Source organism: Scandinavium goeteborgense (assembly GCF_003935895.2).
Lineage (GTDB): Bacteria > Pseudomonadota > Gammaproteobacteria > Enterobacterales > Enterobacteriaceae > Scandinavium > Scandinavium goeteborgense.
Window position 1 is genome coordinate 2,787,233 of the sequence record NZ_CP054058.1, and the last position, 16,594, is coordinate 2,803,826.

Consider the following 16,594-nt stretch of genomic DNA (forward strand, 5'->3'; position numbering starts at 1 on the left):
TTAGCGAATATTGATCAGCGCGTCGAAAAGCGTGCTGGCGGTCTGCATTACCTGGGCGTTGGCCAGATAGTACTGCTGATACAGTTGCAGGTTGCCGTACTCTTCATCGAGGTTTACGCCGGAAATTGATTGCTGCTGCTTGGTCAACTGGGTCACAACGTTGCCCTGCGTCGTGCTGCTGGTTTCCAGCGTCGAGGTTTTGTTCCCCACGTCGCTGACCAGAGAGGCGTAAGCGTCGTTGACGGTTTTATTGCCGCCCACCAGTTTGCTGTTTTGCAGATCCAGCAATGCCTGACCGTTACGGTTATCGCTCTCGCCGGTTTCAGCGTCGTTGATACCCATCGCAATCTGGCTGGAGTCGGTCAGCGCCACGCCCATGTTCACAATCGCGTTCGCCACCGGCTTCACGGTAAAGCTGTCATTTTTGTTCGCAGAGCCGCTGATGCTGACGTTCAGACCGTCAAAACTCAGGCTGCCGTCGCTCTCAACGGTCGGGGACATTTTGGTGTTATCTGACAGGCGCGTGACCTGCCAGTTTGTGCCGTCGTAACTCACTTTATAGTCGGAGGCCTGCAGCTGAGTGCTGTCGGTCATGGTCGCGTTGAGGCTCGCACTGCCGGTATTCTTGGTGTTGCTCAGGACCGACGGAGAACCGAAGGTGAAGAAATCTTTGCCTGTGTCGCCGTTGGCATCAATCCCGGCTTTGTTCTGGGTGTTGAACGCATCAGCAAATGCCAGCGCCATCTGGTTCAGGCTGTTACGGGTCTGGTCCAGATCCTGGGAGCGGAACGTCAGCAGGCCGCCAAGTGAACCGCTGGTCAGCAATTTTTCCGGGATTTCGATATTGCCCGCCACGTTATCCACGTAAGCGACGGTGGTCCGCGAAGGGTCGGCGCTGCTGGGCACCGCGGCCAGCTGACGGGCATTGCTGCCCTGCACCAGGTTGTAACCGTTGGCCATGGTGACGTTGTAGGTGCCGCCATCCTGCACGTTCACTTCCACGCCCACCAGCTGGTTCAGCTGGCTAACAAGCTGATCGCGCTGATCGAGCAGGTCATTCGGGGATGCCCCCGCACCGACGCCGGTCAGTTTGGAAATTTTATCGTTCAGCGTCGCAATCTGCTGCGAGTAGTTATTGATCTGCGAAACGGTGGAAGCAATCGCCCCGTTGACCTGTTTGTCCTGGTCGCGCAGATACTGATCGGTAGTCTTAAACTGGTTGACCAGCCCTTCAGATTTGCCTAATACCGCCTGACGCGCCGCCGGATCTTCAGCGTTGCTGACCAGCGTTTGCAGGCTGGTGAAGAAATCCTGCAAGGTGGCGGAAATGGAGTTGGTGGTATCGGACATCAAATCGTCGATTTTCGACATCTGCTGATAGCGCGTGGTCAGACCGCTGCTCTGGTTTTGCGCCGCATTTAGCTGATTGGTGATAAACGCGTTGTACTCGCGCTGTACGCTGGAGACCGTGACGCCATTACCCACCCAACCGCCTGCGCCCAGCGTACTGTTCGCCGCAGAGAGGACCGTCGTCTGGCGGGTATAGCCGGACACGTTATAACTGGCAATGTTATTACTGACGGTGTTCAGTGCCGCCTGAGCCGCACCGAGCCCGCTCATTGCGCTATTCATTAAACTGGACATGGAGGTTCCTTTATTCTTTTAGACACGAGTCCTGACCAAGATTATCGGCACCGGTCAGCTGAACTTGAGGCGTTTCAGAACAGATTTTCGATATCGTTGCCGTAGGCCTTGCCCACCTTCTCGCTCATCGATTTCAGCTGCTGGATCATCCCGGTCAGCTTGCGGGCATAGTTCGGGTCGGTGGCGTAACCGGCTTTCTGTAGCGCCTGTGCGCCCTGCTCCGGCGTCGCGGCTGTGGTCACGGCGGCATAGCGCGGGTTGCGGGTTAACAGGCCAACGTAGTCGGACAACGCTTCGAGATACGAGCTGTAGACGCGGAAACGGGCTTTCACCTTTTTCATTTCGCCGTTCTCGTATTCCGTGGTGGTGATTTCGGTGACTTTGCCTTTCCAGTCAGACGACGCCTTCACGCCGAACAGGTTAAAGCTCGGCTCACCGTTTTCACGGCGGATCTGCCGTTGGCCCCAGCCTGATTCGAGCGCCGCCTGGGCGAGGATCAGGTGGTGCGGAATACCGCTCTGCTCACTGGCCAGTTTCGCCGGAAGGGAAAGCTGCGCCAAGAAGTCGTGACTGTCGCCGGGCACATCGGCGACGTCTGAGGCAGTAGGTGCTTTCGGCAAGGCCTTGCGTACCATCTGCGTCAGCGCCGAGTTCTGATAGCTGGTGACGGTTTCGAGGTCAAACTTGAGCGGTACCTGGGCAGGCATGTCTTTCGGCCCGCCCTGATTCGCCGTCATCTGTTTAACCATCTCATCTGCCAGTCCTAACCCTTTGCCCGCCGTCATCTGCTGGGCAATTTGCTGATCGTACATACTGGTGTAAAGACGCGACTGGTCGCTGCTGAATAAGCCGTCTTTGGGCAGCGCGTCACGCATACTTTTCAGCATCATCTGCACGAACATGCCTTCGACCTGCCGGGCCACAGGCTTTAAGTTCGCCTGCGGATCTTTCCCGGCACTGATTTTCAGCTCGTTCAGCGATTGCGCGTCCCAGGCCGCGCTGCTCATCAGTTTGCTGTCGCCAAGCATTAGATAATTTCCACCTTGGCACGCAGGCAACCTGCGGTTTGCATCGACTGGAGAATCGACATCAGTTCCAGTGGCGAGGCTCCCAGCGTGTTCAGCGCGCGAACGACGTTGTTCAGGTTGGCGCTGGAACGAATGCTCTGCATCGCGCCCCCGCTCTGACGCAGGTCGATTTGCGTCTGCGGCGTCACCACCGTTGAGCCACCGGCAAATGGCGTATCCGGCTGGCTGACCTGCGCGGAACGGTTCACCGTCACCGACAGATTGCCCTGCGCCACGGCACAGTTGTCGAGGGTCACTTCGCGGTTCATCACCACCGAACCGGTACGGGAGTTGATGATCACTTTCGCATCCTGCGGCGTGACGTTCACGTCGAGGTTTTGAATATCTGCCAGCATCCGCACCTGATTGCTGCCGCCGCTTGAAGCCTGAATCTGTACGGTACGCGCATCCAGTGCCGTCGCATTGCCGAAGCCGCCGCGACGGTTGATGGTGTCAGCGATCTGCTGCGCCATGCCGAAATCGTCTTCATTCAGCTGTAGATTAACGGTGTTGCCCGCGCCGAACTGGCTCGGCAATTCTCGCTCAATGGTTGCGCCGTTGGTGATACGCCCGCCGTTAAGCTGGTTCACCTGCACGCTGCTGCCGCCCGCCGAGGCACCCGCCCCGCCGACCAAAATGTTACCCTGCGCTAAGGCATAAATTTGGCTGTCGACGCCTTTTAACGGCGTCATCAGTAGCGTACCGCCGCGCAGACTTTTGGCGTTACCCATCGACGACACGACGACGTCAATGTTCTGCCCCTGACGGCCAAACGCCGGAAGCTGCGCAGTGACCATTACCGCCGCCACGTTTTTCAGCTGCATGTTGGTGCCCGCCGGGACGGTTATCCCAAGCTGCGACAACATGTTGTTCAGGGTTTGCGTGGTGAATGGCGTTTGCGTGGTCTGGTCACCCGTACCGTCGAGACCGACCACCAGGCCGTAGCCAATCAATGAGTTTTGCCGCACGCCCTGTACGCTGGTGAGGTCGCGGATGCGATCGGCCTGGGCGAAACCCGCCAGCAGGACCAGAGCAATGCCAACCAGAGTTTTAAACATAATGCACCTCGTTACATCGGCGATAAGTTAAGGAAGAAGCGCTGCAGCCAGCCCATGTTCTGCGCTTCATTGATGTAGCCGTTACCGACGTACTCAATGCGGGCGTCAGCCACTTGGGTCGACGGCACGGTGTTGCTGCCGCTGATGGTGCGCGGGTTCACGACGCCAGAGAAACGAATGAATTCGGTGCCCTGGTTAATGGCGATTTGTTTCTCGCCCACCACGTGCAGGTTGCCGTTAGCCAGCACCTGATCGACGGTGACCGTCAGCGTTCCGCTGAAGGTGTTGCTGGCGTTGGCACCGCCTTTACCGTTAAAGGAGTTGCCGCCAGATGCCTCCACATCGGCGCGCGCATTGCCAAACAGGCCCTGCAGATAGCGCGGCACGGTGTCGAAGCCGAAATTGGTTTTGCCATCGCGGCTGGCATTCGCCGACGAACTCTTGGATGCGCTGACGTTTTCTTGCAGCTGGATGGTCAGCGTGTCGCCAATATTGCGCGGGCGTCGGTCTTCGAACAGCGGCTGATAGCCGTAGTTAATCGGCTGGGCGCTCTGGAAAATCGAGCCATTGACCACCGGCACCGGGCCAGGAACAGGCTGTGCGGTTGTCGCCCCTTCCACCAGCGGCTTGGAGGGGATCAATGCGCATCCGGACTGTGTCAGGGCCAGGACCACGAAAAGCGGATAACGAAACGCTGAGGTTTTTTGCATTGCTTTTTATCTTCTGAATCAAAAATCCGGTGCAGGAAATCTGCACCGGTGACGTCTTACAGCTGGGTGAGTTTTTGCAGCATCTGGTCGGTGGTTGAGACCGCCTTGCTGTTGATCTCATACGCGCGCTGCACCTGAATCATGTTGACCAACTCTTCCGCCACGTTGACGTTGGAGGTTTCGACATAACCCTGATACAGCAGGCCCGCACCATTCAGGCCCGGCGTGCTGTCGTTCGGCGCGCCAGACGCCTGGGTTTCGGTGTAGAGGTTTTCACCCATGCTTTCCAGACCCGCATCGTTCATGAAGGTGGTCAGGTTCAACTGGCCAACCTGCACCGGGTTGGTTTGCCCTTGCTGGGTCACGCTCACCACGCCGTCACGCCCGATAGTAATGCTCAGAGTGTTGGCCGGAATGGTGATCGCGGGCTGCACCGGGAAACCGCCTGCGGTTACCAGTTGACCGTTCTGATCAACCTGGAACGAACCATCACGGGTGTACGCCGACGTGCCGTCCGGCAGCAGCACCTGGAAGAAGCCTTCACCTTTGATGGCAACGTCTTTGCTGTTGTCGGTCTGAGACAGGTTGCCCTGAGTATGAATACGCTCGGTCGCGACCGGACGAACACCGGTCCCGATTTGCAGGCCAGAAGGCAGCGTGGTCTGCTCGGACGATTGCGCCCCCGGCTGACGAACGGTCTGGTAAAGCAGGTCTTCAAAGACCGCACGTTGACGCTTGAAACCGTTGGTGCTGACGTTCGCCAGGTTGTTGGCGATAACGTCCATGTTGGTTTGCTGGGCGTCGAGGCCGGTTTTGGCAATCCATAATGAACTGATCATAAGTGTCCTGTTGTTAGCTCAGGGATAACAGTTGATTGGCTTTAGAGGCGTTGTCATCCACGCTACTAATGACCTTCATCTGCATCTCAAAACGTCGGGAGCTGGCAATCATGTCAGCCATCGCCGCCACCGGTTTGACGTTACTGCCTTCCAGCACGCCGGATTGCAGAGTGATTGTCGGGTCAGACTGCAACACCGGCCCGCGAGTGGCCTGGGCAGCCGCCGTTAAGCGGAACATGCCGTCGTCACCACGAATCACTTCGGTATTCTCGGCCTTCACCAGCTTCAGTTTGCCGACGGGCGAAATGGTATTCGCCGGGTCGCCCGGGTTCAGCGCCGAAATCGTGCCGTCGGTGGCGATGGTGACTTGCGAGCCTTCCGGCACCATCACCGGACCGCCGCCGTCGCCAATCACCGGATTACCCTGAATGGTCAACTGACCGCCAGGCGTCACCTGAATGTTACCGTTACGGGTGTAGCCTTCCGTACCGTCCGCGCCCTGCACCGCCAGCCAGCCATCCTGCTGCAACGCCACGTCCAAAGGACGGGCGGTGTAGTCGAGCTGACCCGGCGTCATGTCGGCGCCCGGCGTGGAGCCGGTCACCAGGGTTCGGGTCTGAAACGTTTCGCCATTGACCGGCACGGCGCGCAGTGCAGTCAGCTGTGCGCGAAAGCCCGGCGTGGAGGTATTGGCGAGGTTGCTCGCGGTAACACCCTGCATTTCCATCGTCTGGCTGGCCGCGCCCATCGCGGTATATATTGCGTGATCCATGAAGCCGTCCCGTCAGGCGCTTAGCGCAGGTTAACCAGGGTGTTGAGGATCTGATCCTGGGTTTTGATGGTCTGCGCGTTCGACTGATAGTTACGCTGCGCGACAATCATGTTCACCAGTTCTTTACTCAGATCGACGTTGGATGCTTCCAGCGCGCCGTTAGTCAGGGTGCCGAAGTTACCGGTGCCTGCGGTGCCGAGCAGCGCCACGCCGGAAGACTGCGTTGCCGACCAGACGTTATCGCCTTCGGATTGCAGACCTTCGTTGTTGGCGAAGTTCGCCAGCGTGATTTGGCCCAGCAACTGGGTTTGCTCGTTGGAGTAGTTCCCGACCACGGTGCCGTCGTCGTTAATCTGGTAGCTCACCAGGTTGCCCGGCTTGTAGCCGTTCTGGTTGGTGGCAACGATGTCGTTCGACCCGGTGTTCTGCTGCATCGAGTTCTGGAAGCTCAGCTGGAAGTCGCTGGCAGCGGAACCGTTCAGGGAAGCCAGATTGAGGGTAATCTCCGGTTGCGCGCCCGGAACCAATGGCTGCAATACTCCGCCCGCGTTGTACTCAGCTACGCCGGTCAAGGTCCCGTTATCGGCAAACTGCATCTGCGCTTGTTTCACCGCAGTTGCACCGGCGACGCTGGAATCTTGAGTGTAAACATCCCAGTTATTGGCGCTGTTTTTGACGTAATAGATGTTCATGTCGTGGGAGTTACCCAGACTGTCGAACACCGTCACAGTGCCTTTCTTGTTGTAGGTATCCGCGTTGGTAGAATCGAACGGCGTGGTCGTCGGGGCCGCATCGGTGGAGTTCAGGTTGATTTGCATTGCCGCCGTGGAGGTCGCTTTCGCCGCCATCAGGGTGTTCGGAATGCTTAAACCCACCGGGTTCGCGCCCTGTTGGATGGTCGGCGGCGTGCCAGTGGCCGGATAGCCGGTCAACTGCAGACCCTGCATGTTCACCAGATTACGGTTTTCGTCCAGTTTGAACTGGCCGTTACGGCTGTAGTACACGGAGCCGTTGGCATCGGTCATACGGAAGAAGCCGCTCTGGCTGATAGCCACGTCGAGCGCACGACCGGTACTGGTGGTGGTGCCGTCGTTAAAGTCCTGGGTGATGCCCGCAACTTTCACGCCAAGGCCGACTTTAGAACCGGCAAACATATCGGCGAACGAGGCGGTACCGGCTTTAAAGCCGTAGGTCGCGGAGTTGGCGATGTTGTTGCCAATCACGTCGAGGTTAGTGGACGCAGCGTTCAGGCCGCTGACCGCTTGAGAAAAGGCCATGTCTTAACTCCTGATAAGGTTGAAGGCTTAAATAATCTGACGAACTTCGTCGAGCGTGGTGGTGCCATACGTTCCGAGATCCAGCAGATTACCGCTGCTTCCCTTCGTAACCCCTTGCACCAGCGCGAACTTAAGTGGCTGAGCCACCAGCTGTGTGCCGTTGGTGCTGGCGGCAATCGAGACGTTATATGCGCCGTCCGGGACGGTAGAGCCATCGGCGGCAGTACCATCCCAGGTAAAGGTGTGAACGCCTGCGGTCAGGCTGCCGAGATCCATCGTGCGGATCACTTTGCCGCTGGCGTCGGTGACGGTCGCGGTGGCTTTGTCGGCAGCCTGGGTCAGCTCAACGCCAAACGGCGTAGTGCTGGCATTGCCGTCAGTGTCCGAACCGGCCAGTACCACGGAGCCTGGGATCATCACCCCGTGACCAATCAGCGAGGTGGCCTGTAAAGACTGGCTGTTATCAATTTGTCCGGAGATAGACCCGAGCGTGGTGTTGAGTTTCTCAATCCCGCTGACGGTGCTGATCTGCGCCAGCTGAGAGGTCAGCTGACTGTTGTCCATTGGGTTGGTCGGGTCCTGGTTTTTCAGCTGAGCCACCAGCAGCGTCAGGAAGCTGCTTTGCAGGTCCGACGCGTTACTGGTGGTGAGACTGCCACTGGTCGCGGTGGTGGTCGCGCCGGTGCTGGTCGGGTCATTTACATTCACGGCAATAGACATCGTTTTCTCCGTTACTGACCGAGGGTCAGCGTTTTGAGCATCATGCTCTTGACGGTGTTGAGTACTTCAACGTTGGCCTGGTAGCTGCGGGAAGCAGACATGGTGTTGACCATTTCCTCCACCACATCGACGTTCGGCATCTTCACGTAGCCTTTCGCGTCCGCCAGCGGATTGCCCGGCTGGTACACCAGCTTGAACGGGTCCTGACTTTCCACCACATCGGCCACTTTTACGCCGCCGGTCGCTGCCCCTGTTGGCGCATCAACCTGGAACACCACCTGCTTGGCGCGGTACGGCTGACCGTCCGGGCCGGTGACGCTATCGGCGTTGGCGAGGTTACTGGCGGCAACGTTCAGGCGTTTGGACTGCGCCGTCAGCGCCGAACCGGCAACGTCAAAAATATTCAGTAGAGCCATGAATTAGTTCCCCTGTAGCACGGTCATCATGCTGCGGATTTGCCCTCCCAGCACGGTCAGACCGGTCTGGTATTGCAGGCTGTTGTCGGCGAATTGCGTGCGCTCCCGGTCCATATCGACGGTGTTACCGTCCATTGATGGCTGGTCAGGTACCCGATACATCAGGTCTACAGAAGGGGCGGACATCGCCTGGGCTGGAATATGGCGCTCGGAGGTCAACGTCAGTGACACGCTGCTGGTTTCCGCGCGCCCGCGATCCATCACTTTTTTCAGTTCTGACGCAAAATCGACATCGCGCGCCTGATACCCCGGGGTATCGGCGTTAGCAATGTTTGAGGCCAGGATTTCCTGACGCTGGGCGCGCAGGTTCAACGCTTCCTGTTGAAAACGTAGCGCGGCGTCGAGTTTATCGAGCATGTCTCCTCCGCTGATGGCAATAGTTCATTCAGCGTTCAGATTAATCCCAATTTTGAGCCGCCATCGTCGGAATAAAAGCAAAATGCATCGCTATTTGTTGCGTTGATGTTCTTCGTTGACAGGTAAAATTCGGCTATTCCCTGACAGACCGGAGTTAGCAATGCGAAACCTGAAGAGCACCCTTACGCTGGCGTTTGCGCTCCTGAGCCCGGCGGTCATGGCACAGGATCTCACCCAGCAGCTGACGGATTTTTTCAGTCACCGTCTCGCTGGCTTCAGTGATTCAGTGGTGGTAAACGTGCGCAGCCCTGCCTCGCAGCTGCCGCAGTGTGAACAGCCTGCATTTACCGTGATGGGCAACGTCCGTCTGTGGGGAAATCAGACCGTGGTGGCGCAGTGCGCAACGGAAAAAAAATACATTCAGGTGATGGTTGAAGCGACGGGAAATTACGTGGTGGCTGCGCAGTCTGTGCCACGCGGTGCGGTCCTGCAACCCGGCAGCGTCACGCTGAAACGTGGGCGTCTCGACCAGTTGCCGCCGCGCACCATGCTTGATATAAACCAGGCGCAGGATGCGGTGACACTGCGTGACCTGGCACCCGGGCAGGCGATTCAGCTGTCGATGTTACGCCAGTCCTGGCGCGTAAAAGCCGGGCAAAAAGTCCAGGTCATTGCCAGTGGCGATGGCTTTAGCGTTAATGGCGAAGGCCAGGCGTTAAACAATGCCGCCGTCGCCCAAAACGCGCGTGTCAGAATGCCGTCAGGCCAGGTGGTGAGCGGTCAGGTGGATTCGGATGGGAATATTCTGATTAATCTATAATGCATATAAAGATTCTGCAGAGCCTGCCGATAAATAATCAACAAGTGATGATGGCAGGCAGTAACGCCACGAAACCTCGATGAGGACAGGACAATGAGCATTGATCGTACATCGCCCCTGAAGCCCGTTAACGCCGTCCAGCCGCGTGAGCCGAACGAAGCCCAGGCGCAGAAAGCCCGTCTGGACACATCGTCGACCGCGAACAGCACTAACGTGACGCTGAGCGAAGCGCAATCGAGCCTGATGCAACCGCGCAATAGCGACATTAATATGGAGCGCGTCGAGGCAATGAAAACCGCTATCCGTAACGGTGAGCTGAAAATGGATACCGGCAAAATTGCCGATTCGTTGATTTCGGATACCCAGAGCTGGCTGCAGCAGAGTAAATAACGGTATGAGTAGTCGTCTGTCAGAAATACTGGATCATATGACAGTCATCCTGAACTCGCTGAAAGAGGTGATGGATGCCGAACAGCAACAGCTCTCCGCGGGCAGCGTAAACAGTAGCGCCCTGCAGCGTATTACCGAAGAGAAAAGCTCGTTGCTGGCCACGCTGGATTATCTGGAAAAACAGCGCCGCCTGGAGCAGGAAGCGCAGCGCTGTGCCAATGATGACGTCGCAGAACGCTGGCAGACCATTACTGAAAAGACCCAGCATTTGCGCGACCTCAATCAGCACAACGGCTGGCTACTGGAAGGCCAGATTGAGCGTAACCAGCAGGCGTTGCAGGTGCTAAAACCGCATCAGGAACCGACGCTGTACGGTAAAGATGGTCAAACCTCGTCTACCCCACGCGGTGGCAAGAAGTTCTCCGTTTAATCTTCCCGTCTACAACAGCAGGTGGCATTGCCGTGAATCCCGGCCAATGCCCTGCGGTTTGTTTTAACTCTTGCCTCTGATTGCCCGTTTACGCCGTACGGCGCGCAAACTCTTTCACTCTGAAACCCAGCACCAGCAGCGTGGCGAAGTACGCCACGACACCCGCCACGACGACAACCATCAGACGCATAATGCGGAACGGCATAGTGCCCTGAGACCACTCTGGCATGATATACATCATCCCCAACAGCGCCGCAGCCATCACCACAACGGCGACAATCAGGCGGCTGAGGAAACGGCCCCAGCCCGGTTCCGGGGTGAAGATTTTTTGCTTACGCAGCTGCCAGTAAAGCAGGCTGGCATTCAGGCACGCCGCCAGACCAATCGACAGCGAAAGACCGGCGTGTTTCAACGGGCCGATAAACGCCAGGTTCATCAGCTGCGTCATGATGAGGGTAACAATCGCAATCTTGACCGGCGTTTTGATGTTCTGACGGGAATAGAAGCCCGGAGCCAGGACTTTCAGCACAATCAGCCCCACCAGACCTACTGAGTACGCCACCAGCGCGCGCTGGGTCATCGACGCATCAAAGGCGGTGAATTTGCCGTACTGGAACAGCGCCACGGTCAGCGGTTTAGCCAGAATGCCCAGCGCTACCGCGCTCGGAACCGCCAGCAGGAAACAAAGGCGCAGGCCCCAGTCCATCAGGCGGTTGTATTCCTGGTGGTTGCCGCTGGCAAAACTTTTGGAGAGCGACGGCAGCAGGATCGTGCCGAGCGCCACGCCCAGCACGCCGGACGGGAACTCCATCAGGCGGTCAGCGTAGTACATCCACGATACCGAACCCGAGGCCAGGAACGAGGCGAAAATGGTGTTGATGATCAGTGAAATCTGGCTGACGGAAACCCCGAGGATCGCCGGGCCCATTTGCTTCACTACCCGCATTGAACCGGCATCTTTCAGGTTAACGCGCGGCAACACCAGCATGCCGATTTTTTTCAGGTGCGGCAGCTGATAGAACAATTGCAGCACGCCGCCGACGGTGACTGCCCACGCCAGCGCCAGCACCGGTGGATTAAAATACGGTGCGGCAAACAGCGCAAAACCGATCATGCTGACATTCAGGAACGTTGGCGCAAAAGCCGGAACCGAGAAGCGGTTCCAGGTATTCAGAATTGCCCCCACCAGCGACGCCAGTGAGATAAGCAGAATATACGGGAAGGTAATGCGCAGCAGCTGGCTGGTTAAGGCAAACTTATCCGGCGTATTGGCAAAACCGGGCGCGGTCAGGGTGATAACCCACGGTGCGGCGATCATCCCGATGACGGTCACCACCGCCAGCGCGAGGGTTAATAACCCGGAGACATACGAGACGAAAACGCGGGTCGCATCTTCGCCCTGCTTACTTTTGTATTCCGCAAGAATGGGTACGAACGCCTGAGAAAACGCGCCTTCCGCAAAGATGCGGCGCAGCAGGTTTGGCAGTTTGAACGCCACAAAAAAGGCATCCGTCGCGACTCCCGCCCCAAAAACCCTTGCCACTATGGCATCGCGTGCAAAGCCCAGCACGCGAGAAAACATGGTCATTGAGCTGACGGCCGCCAGCGATTTTAATAGGTTCATTAACGTGTTTTTCCACAACCCTGGATCAAAAACGCCTGTAAGCGAAACAGGCGTTGGAAAGTGGCGATAGTCTACCTGGATTAGCGGTAATTACTACAGGCAGTTGTTACAGCCTCTTACTCAGTCATGGCCTCCTGCCACAGCTTTTCGACAATGCGCTGGGCGGCGATCGCCTGCTCACCGGCGGTTTGCGGAACCGTCTGATTTTGCACGCATTCGATAAAGTGACGCGCGCAGCCCGCAAAACCTCGCTGTTCGAGGGTGGTTTGCCAGCCGGATGCCGGACGCACAATCACGCCCGCGCCCCGCTCTTCCCGCCAGTCGCGCATATCGGTAATGTCGATCAGACCGCCGTCGGTCACGGCCTGGACCCACTCACGCTGGCTGCCCGCCCGGCGATGCATACTGGTGGTAATTTGCATCTGCGGCAGGCTGAAATGGTGCTCGGCATACAGCATTTCGCCCTGTTCAGTGGTTTGCAGTAAACCGCCGCTCAGTTGCGGGTTACCGCCCGTCAGCCATAAGGCGGTATCTACGACGTGCAGATAATCATCCAGCAGGGTGAATCGCAGATCGTTTGGCCCGACGCTGTTGGTCCGGTGCTTGTCCATTCGCAACGATGCGCCATCGGCCAGATTGGCTTTCAGTTCCTGATACAGCGGCGCAAACCGACGGTTAAAGCCGACCATCAGCGTGAGCTTTTTCTTCTCGGCCAGTTCAATCAGGCGCACCGCATCGCTGAGTTTGTCCGCCAGCGGTTTATCAACGCAGACGTGAACGCCAGCGTTCAGCAGTTCGCTGACCACTGCATAATGCGTGGCGGTTGAGCTGTGCACGAATACCGCATCGCATTGGGACGCCAGATGCGCCAGCGAATCCGCCAGTGGAATGCGGTACGTTTCGCACACGCGCTGCGCTTTTTCACGCCCCGGCGACCAGGCCGCCTGTAGCGTCCAGTCTGTTGCGGCGCTCAGCACCGGCAGCCACGCTTTTTGCGCGATGCCACCGAGGCCCACCACGCCAATTCGAAGTTTCGCGGTCACGCTTAATCTCCCAGATGTGCCAGTAAGGAATCGAGGCGCTGCTTGAGTTCTTCAACTTCGCTCTCCAGCGCGTCGACGCGCGCCGCCAGGCTGTGGGTTTCCGGCGTGTCGGCCTCTGCGCTGACAGCAACGTTTTCAACATCACCGCTAAACAGATGCATAAATCGCTGTTCGCGCTTGCCCGGTTCACGCGGTAAACGCGCCACAAACGGCCCGTCTTCGCGGTTGCTCAAATTTTCCAGCGCGTTTTCGACTTCGGTCATGTCAGCAAATTCATGCATCCGCTGGCCGCGACTGCGCAGCTCGCCCGGAGTCTGTGCCCCGCGCAACAGCAAAGTCGTCACCAGCGCCACTTCCGCTGAACTGAGCTTCAAATCGCCAAATTCGGAATTGCAGAACCGCTGTTCGTATTTGGTTACCCGGTTGCCAAACCCGCTGACGGTGCGCAGATAATGGCGTTTCACCAGCTGATCGAGTAAGTCCTGCACCTCGTTTTCGCTGAGTGTCATCACCGGCTCGCGGTTACTTTTCTGATTACAGGCCAGGGTGACGGCGTTGACCGACAACGGATACTGCTCCGGCGTGGTGACCTGCTTTTCCAGCAGGCAGCCAATCACACGCGCTTCGAGCGCCGTTAACTGATACTTCATGATTTCTCCTTATCGACCCGCCGTCCACTCACGGGTGGTGAGCGCCGTCAGAACATGGTCCCGCCACTGCCCGTCAATCAGCAGATAGTCTTTGGCGAATCCTTCTTTTTCAAATCCGAGCTTGGCCAGCAGCGCGCCGCTGCGCTGATTGTGCGGCATATAGTTGGCCATAATGCGGTGGATATGCTGGGTGCGCTGCATGTAGCGTATGGCGGAGGTCAGCGCTTCGTACATCAGCCCCTGCCCCTGCCATTTTTCACCGATGGAATACCCCAGATAACAGGCATGAAACGAGCCGCGCACCACGTTGGAGAAGTTGGCCACGCCGACAATTTCTTTTTCTTCCGGGTCGAGCAGCACAAAGTAAAACGCGGAACCCTGCTTGTGAAATTCGTTGATCATCGACAAACGCGCCTGCCAGCCAGAGGGATAGCAATGGCTGTCGTCGCGGACCGGTTCCCAGGGTTTCAGGAACGTTTTATTTTCCGCGTAATAATCGGCGAGCCGCCAGGCGTCGCGGTCATGGACCAGACGCACCACAAGACGGTCTGTTGTTAAGCGCACTTTCGGCACGTTACTGCGATAGCCAAACATCTTCCCCCACTCCTTCAAACCGCCATTACCTTCACTATACCTGCCTGTCGCCACCTTGTGAAAACAGCGACATACGTTTTTCTGAGGCACTTCCACTTTTCGATAAATAAACTCTATCAAAATAGTCTTTTGATAAAAAAATATTGTTGCCCGCAGCTCCTAAAAATCAGTGGATGGGCTGGGCCGCGCTGATGGTCGAACCCGGTGCCTGATGTTAAGTGTGGTAACAATTCAGCGGATTCTGCTGGTGCGCATTAGGCTGACAGGGCATGCTGCTTTGTGTCAGGATGAGTCAAAAGCAACATGTTAAGGAAACCCATGAAAAAGTTGTTGATGGTCGCCGCACTGACTGTGAGCGTCCTGCTGGTAGGCTGCAACCAGCTCACGCAGTACACCGTGAGTGAGCAAGAAATTAATCAGGCGCTGCAAAAGCGAAACAATTTCTCGAAAGATATTGGCCTGCCGGGCGTGGCTGACGCACACATTGTGCTGACTAACCTTTCCAGCGCCATTGGCCGCGAAGAACCGAATAAAATCACGCTTACCGGCGTCGCGAACCTCGATATGAGCTCGCTGTTTGGTAATCAGAAAGCAACGATTAACCTGAAGCTGAAAGCGCTGCCGGTCTTTAATAAAGAAAAAGGCGCTATCTTCCTGCAGGAAATGGAAGTGGTCGATGCAAAAGTGGAGCCGGAGAAGATGCAGTCGGTGGTGCAAACCATGATGCCGTATCTGAACCAGTCTCTGCGGAGTTACTTCAACAAGCAACCGGCCTACGTTCTGCGTGAAGACGCAAGCGAAGGCGAGGCGCTGGCGAAGAAATACGCCAAAGGCATTGAAGTGAAACCGGGCGAGATTGTCATTCCTCTGACTGACTAATCGAATCGGGGACCGATCTCGAAGCGGGCGCAAATAGCGCCCGTTTTTTTTACGGAAAGGAGTGCAAAGGAAAACGTTTACGTTTAATCTTAGTGCCCGGCAAAAATAGCCCTTCTCAACAAGCCGGAGCCTTCCATGACAGCACAATCCCAGCTACTGAAAATCCGCCGTCCCGACGACTGGCATATCCATCTGCGCGATGGCGATATGCTGAAAACCGTCGTGCCTTACACCAGTGAAGTGTATGGCCGGGCGATTGTGATGCCAAACCTGGTGCCACCGGTGACCACCGTTGATACCGCCATCAGCTACCGCCAACGCATTCTTTATGCCGTTCCTGCGGGCCATGATTTTACCCCGCTGATGACCTGCTATTTAACCGACACGCTGGATCCAAACGAGTTGGAGCGCGGATTCAACGAAGGCGTGTTTACCGCTGCCAAACTGTATCCCGCTAACGCGACCACCAACTCCAGCCACGGCGTCACCAGCATTGATGCGATCATGCCGGTCCTGGAGCGTATGCAAAAGTTGGGCATGCCGCTGCTGGTCCACGGTGAAGTCACTCACGCCGAGATCGACATTTTTGACCGTGAAGCACGCTTTATCGAAACGGTGATGGAGCCGATGCGTCAGCGTCTACCGGGCCTGAAAGTGGTGTTTGAACATATCACCACTAAAGATGCCGCTGAATATGTGCGCGACGGCAACGAATTACTGGCCGCCACCATTACCCCGCAGCATCTGATGTTTAACCGCAACCATATGCTGGTTGGCGGCGTGCGCCCTCACCTGTACTGCCTGCCTATCCTCAAACGCAACATTCACCAGCAGGCGCTGCGTGAACTGGTTGCCAGCGGCTTTGAGCGCGCCTTCCTCGGCACCGACTCTGCTCCGCATGCACGTCATCGCAAAGAAGCCAGCTGCGGCTGTGCGGGCTGCTTCAATGCCCCAACCGCGCTCGGCAGCTATGCCACGGTGTTCGAAGAGATGAATGCCCTGCAGCATTTTGAGGGCTTCTGCTCGCTGAACGGCCCGCGTTTCTATGGCCTGCCAGTGAATGAAAGCTTCATCGAACTGGAGCGTAAAGAGAGCCAGGTTGTCGACAGCATCGCCCTGACCGACGACACGCTGATCCCGTTCCTCGCCGGTGAAACGGTGAACTGGAGCGTTAAGCGCTAAAAAAGTGATGTTCCCCTGTTGTAAGTTACGCAAACTAACTGTATAAATATCCAGTATATTCA

19 protein-coding genes are annotated in these 16,594 nt (G+C 57.0%); 5 read left to right on the top strand and 14 right to left on the bottom strand.

The annotated features are described in order from the left end of the window. The 10 genes from flgK to flgB all read right to left on the bottom strand — a co-directional run bounded on the left by flgK (position 1) and on the right by flgB (position 8,920). Positions 1–1,644 (bottom strand): flagellar hook-associated protein FlgK, encoded by a 1,644-nt coding sequence (gene flgK, locus A8O29_RS14300; RefSeq protein WP_125353735.1) that lies wholly within the window; start codon positions 1,642–1,644, stop codon positions 1–3. Between the two features lie 74 nt (positions 1,645–1,718). Continuing rightward, positions 1,719–2,672, bottom strand: a complete 954-nt coding sequence (gene flgJ, locus A8O29_RS14305; protein ID WP_125353736.1) for a flagellar assembly peptidoglycan hydrolase FlgJ — start codon at positions 2,670–2,672, stop codon at positions 1,719–1,721. Further along, a complete protein-coding gene (locus A8O29_RS14310; RefSeq protein ID WP_125353737.1) occupies positions 2,672–3,769 on the bottom strand; it encodes a flagellar basal body P-ring protein FlgI in 1,098 nt (365 codons plus the stop codon). The genes flgJ and A8O29_RS14310 overlap by 1 nt, the downstream gene beginning before the upstream one ends. Positions 3,770–3,780: 11 nt before the next feature. Beyond that, positions 3,781–4,479, bottom strand: a complete 699-nt coding sequence (gene flgH / locus A8O29_RS14315; protein WP_110509786.1) for a flagellar basal body L-ring protein FlgH — start codon at positions 4,477–4,479, stop codon at positions 3,781–3,783. Positions 4,480–4,535: 56 nt separating this feature from the next. After that, positions 4,536–5,318 carry a flagellar basal-body rod protein FlgG gene (gene flgG / locus A8O29_RS14320; protein ID WP_110509787.1) on the bottom strand — a complete coding sequence of 261 codons (783 nt, stop codon included), beginning with the start codon at positions 5,316–5,318 and terminating at the stop codon, positions 4,536–4,538. Between the two features lie 13 nt (positions 5,319–5,331). Further along, positions 5,332–6,090, bottom strand: coding sequence for a flagellar basal body rod protein FlgF (locus A8O29_RS14325; RefSeq protein ID WP_110509788.1), 759 nt, complete (start codon positions 6,088–6,090; stop codon positions 5,332–5,334). Positions 6,091–6,110: 20 nt separating this feature from the next. Next, complete coding sequence (gene flgE / locus A8O29_RS14330; protein WP_125353738.1) at positions 6,111–7,367, bottom strand: flagellar hook protein FlgE; 1,257 nt, start codon at positions 7,365–7,367, stop codon at positions 6,111–6,113. Positions 7,368–7,394: 27 nt separating this feature from the next. Next, positions 7,395–8,087: a flagellar hook assembly protein FlgD gene (gene flgD, locus A8O29_RS14335; protein WP_110509790.1), complete on the bottom strand. Its 693-nt coding sequence runs from the start codon at positions 8,085–8,087 to the stop codon at positions 7,395–7,397. An 11-nt stretch (positions 8,088–8,098) separates the two neighbouring features. Beyond that, positions 8,099–8,503: a flagellar basal body rod protein FlgC gene (gene flgC, locus A8O29_RS14340; RefSeq protein ID WP_110509791.1), complete on the bottom strand. Its 405-nt coding sequence runs from the start codon at positions 8,501–8,503 to the stop codon at positions 8,099–8,101. A 3-nt stretch (positions 8,504–8,506) separates the two neighbouring features. Then, the gene (gene flgB / locus A8O29_RS14345) at positions 8,507–8,920 is read right to left on the bottom strand and encodes a flagellar basal body rod protein FlgB (protein ID WP_125353739.1); all 414 of its coding nucleotides are present in this window, start codon (positions 8,918–8,920) and stop codon (positions 8,507–8,509) included. Positions 8,921–9,080: 160 nt separating this feature from the next. On the opposite strand from flgB, the gene flgA reads away from it, so the two are divergent. The 3 genes from flgA (at position 9,081) to flgN (ending at position 10,560) form a co-directional block, all read left to right on the top strand. Continuing rightward, positions 9,081–9,740: a flagellar basal body P-ring formation chaperone FlgA gene (gene flgA, locus A8O29_RS14350; RefSeq protein ID WP_133460060.1), complete on the top strand. Its 660-nt coding sequence runs from the start codon at positions 9,081–9,083 to the stop codon at positions 9,738–9,740. 93 nt (positions 9,741–9,833) lie between these two features. Then, positions 9,834–10,130 carry a flagellar biosynthesis anti-sigma factor FlgM gene (gene flgM / locus A8O29_RS14355; RefSeq protein ID WP_125353740.1) on the top strand — a complete coding sequence of 99 codons (297 nt, stop codon included), beginning with the start codon at positions 9,834–9,836 and terminating at the stop codon, positions 10,128–10,130. A 4-nt stretch (positions 10,131–10,134) separates the two neighbouring features. Then, positions 10,135–10,560, top strand: a complete 426-nt coding sequence (gene flgN / locus A8O29_RS14360) for a flagella biosynthesis chaperone FlgN (RefSeq protein ID WP_110509795.1) — start codon at positions 10,135–10,137, stop codon at positions 10,558–10,560. Positions 10,561–10,648: 88 nt separating this feature from the next. Here the strand turns inward: flgN and murJ are convergent, their stop codons facing one another. From murJ to rimJ, 4 genes are all read right to left on the bottom strand, one after another. After that, on the bottom strand, positions 10,649–12,184 hold the full coding sequence (gene murJ, locus A8O29_RS14365; RefSeq protein ID WP_159464571.1) for a murein biosynthesis integral membrane protein MurJ: 1,536 nt from the start codon (positions 12,182–12,184) through the stop codon (positions 10,649–10,651). Between the two features lie 116 nt (positions 12,185–12,300). Then, positions 12,301–13,227, bottom strand: coding sequence for a Gfo/Idh/MocA family protein (locus A8O29_RS14370; RefSeq protein ID WP_125353741.1), 927 nt, complete (start codon positions 13,225–13,227; stop codon positions 12,301–12,303). 2 nt (positions 13,228–13,229) lie between these two features. Then, on the bottom strand, positions 13,230–13,877 hold the full coding sequence (locus tag A8O29_RS14375) for a YceH family protein (protein ID WP_125353742.1): 648 nt from the start codon (positions 13,875–13,877) through the stop codon (positions 13,230–13,232). Positions 13,878–13,886: 9 nt separating this feature from the next. Beyond that, positions 13,887–14,471: a ribosomal protein S5-alanine N-acetyltransferase gene (rimJ, locus tag A8O29_RS14380; protein ID WP_110509799.1), complete on the bottom strand. Its 585-nt coding sequence runs from the start codon at positions 14,469–14,471 to the stop codon at positions 13,887–13,889. A gap of 318 nt (positions 14,472–14,789) precedes the next feature. Between rimJ and A8O29_RS14385 the strand changes: the two genes are divergently transcribed. Next, positions 14,790–15,350 (top strand): lipoprotein, encoded by a 561-nt coding sequence (locus tag A8O29_RS14385; protein WP_125353743.1) that lies wholly within the window; start codon positions 14,790–14,792, stop codon positions 15,348–15,350. A 135-nt stretch (positions 15,351–15,485) separates the two neighbouring features. Continuing rightward, the gene (gene pyrC, locus A8O29_RS14390; RefSeq protein WP_125353778.1) at positions 15,486–16,532 is read left to right on the top strand and encodes a dihydroorotase; all 1,047 of its coding nucleotides are present in this window, start codon (positions 15,486–15,488) and stop codon (positions 16,530–16,532) included. Positions 16,533–16,594 lie beyond the last annotated feature (62 nt).